This is a genomic window from Paraburkholderia sp. EG304, from assembly GCF_046543485.1.
GTDB lineage: Bacteria > Pseudomonadota > Gammaproteobacteria > Burkholderiales > Burkholderiaceae > Paraburkholderia > Paraburkholderia youngii.
Genome location: NZ_JBKGUA010000275.1, coordinates 1 through 674, shown reverse-complemented (window position 1 = coordinate 674; position 674 = coordinate 1). Strand labels below are relative to the sequence as shown.

At 57.1% G+C, this 674-nt stretch carries 1 pseudogene; it reads left to right on the top strand.

Annotation, left to right across the window (positions count from 1 at the left end):
- Positions 1 to 276 (top strand): annotated as a pseudogene (locus ACLFKU_RS43830) (transposase); the annotation flags it as partial.
- Positions 277 to 674 lie beyond the last annotated feature (398 nt).

Sequence of the window (674 nt, the reverse complement as noted above, 5' to 3'; positions counted from 1 at the left end):
CGTGCCTCGACAGTATTCGTCTGGCGGCAAGCCTCGCCTGCACGGCATCAGCCGACGCGGCGACACATACCTGCGGACCTTGCTCATTCATGGTGCTCGGGCTGTTCTGCGCTATGCACCGAAAAAACGGATCCTCAGAGCATCTGGCTTCAAGAGCTGATGGCTCGACGCGGGCATAACTGCGCAGCGGTCGCACTGGCCAACAGGAACGCGCGGATCATCCAGGCACTGCTCAGCAGCGAAGCGACTTATATGACGAGAAGCGCGGCAACATAACCTCCGAAAACTGCTTGTAAGGAGACGCTACCCCCAACACAGGTTTGCGAAGCTTCTCAAAGCGCTGACGAAATAGGTTGAACCAGCATCCTGAAGCCTGTTTTTCGTGCCGGCTGCCACTTGTAGCAAGCCGCGATTTTGCTAAGGACGGGGTGCGCGGATCTCATCGAGGCTGCGGGCGTGCTTCGGCAACCGCCCATCTGGCAAGCCGGATACATGCATGCAGACCGTTTCGGCATCACGAACAAGAAGCTTGCAAAAGGCGTCGGGTCCATACAAGCACGAAAAGGACTACAAGGGCTTCCCCGTTGGACGCAAGTACAACGTTGACTTTTGGTGCTTTCTGCTGCGCTGCCTGGCTGGTGCAAGTGAGAAGGTGAAGGACTGCGGTACTACAA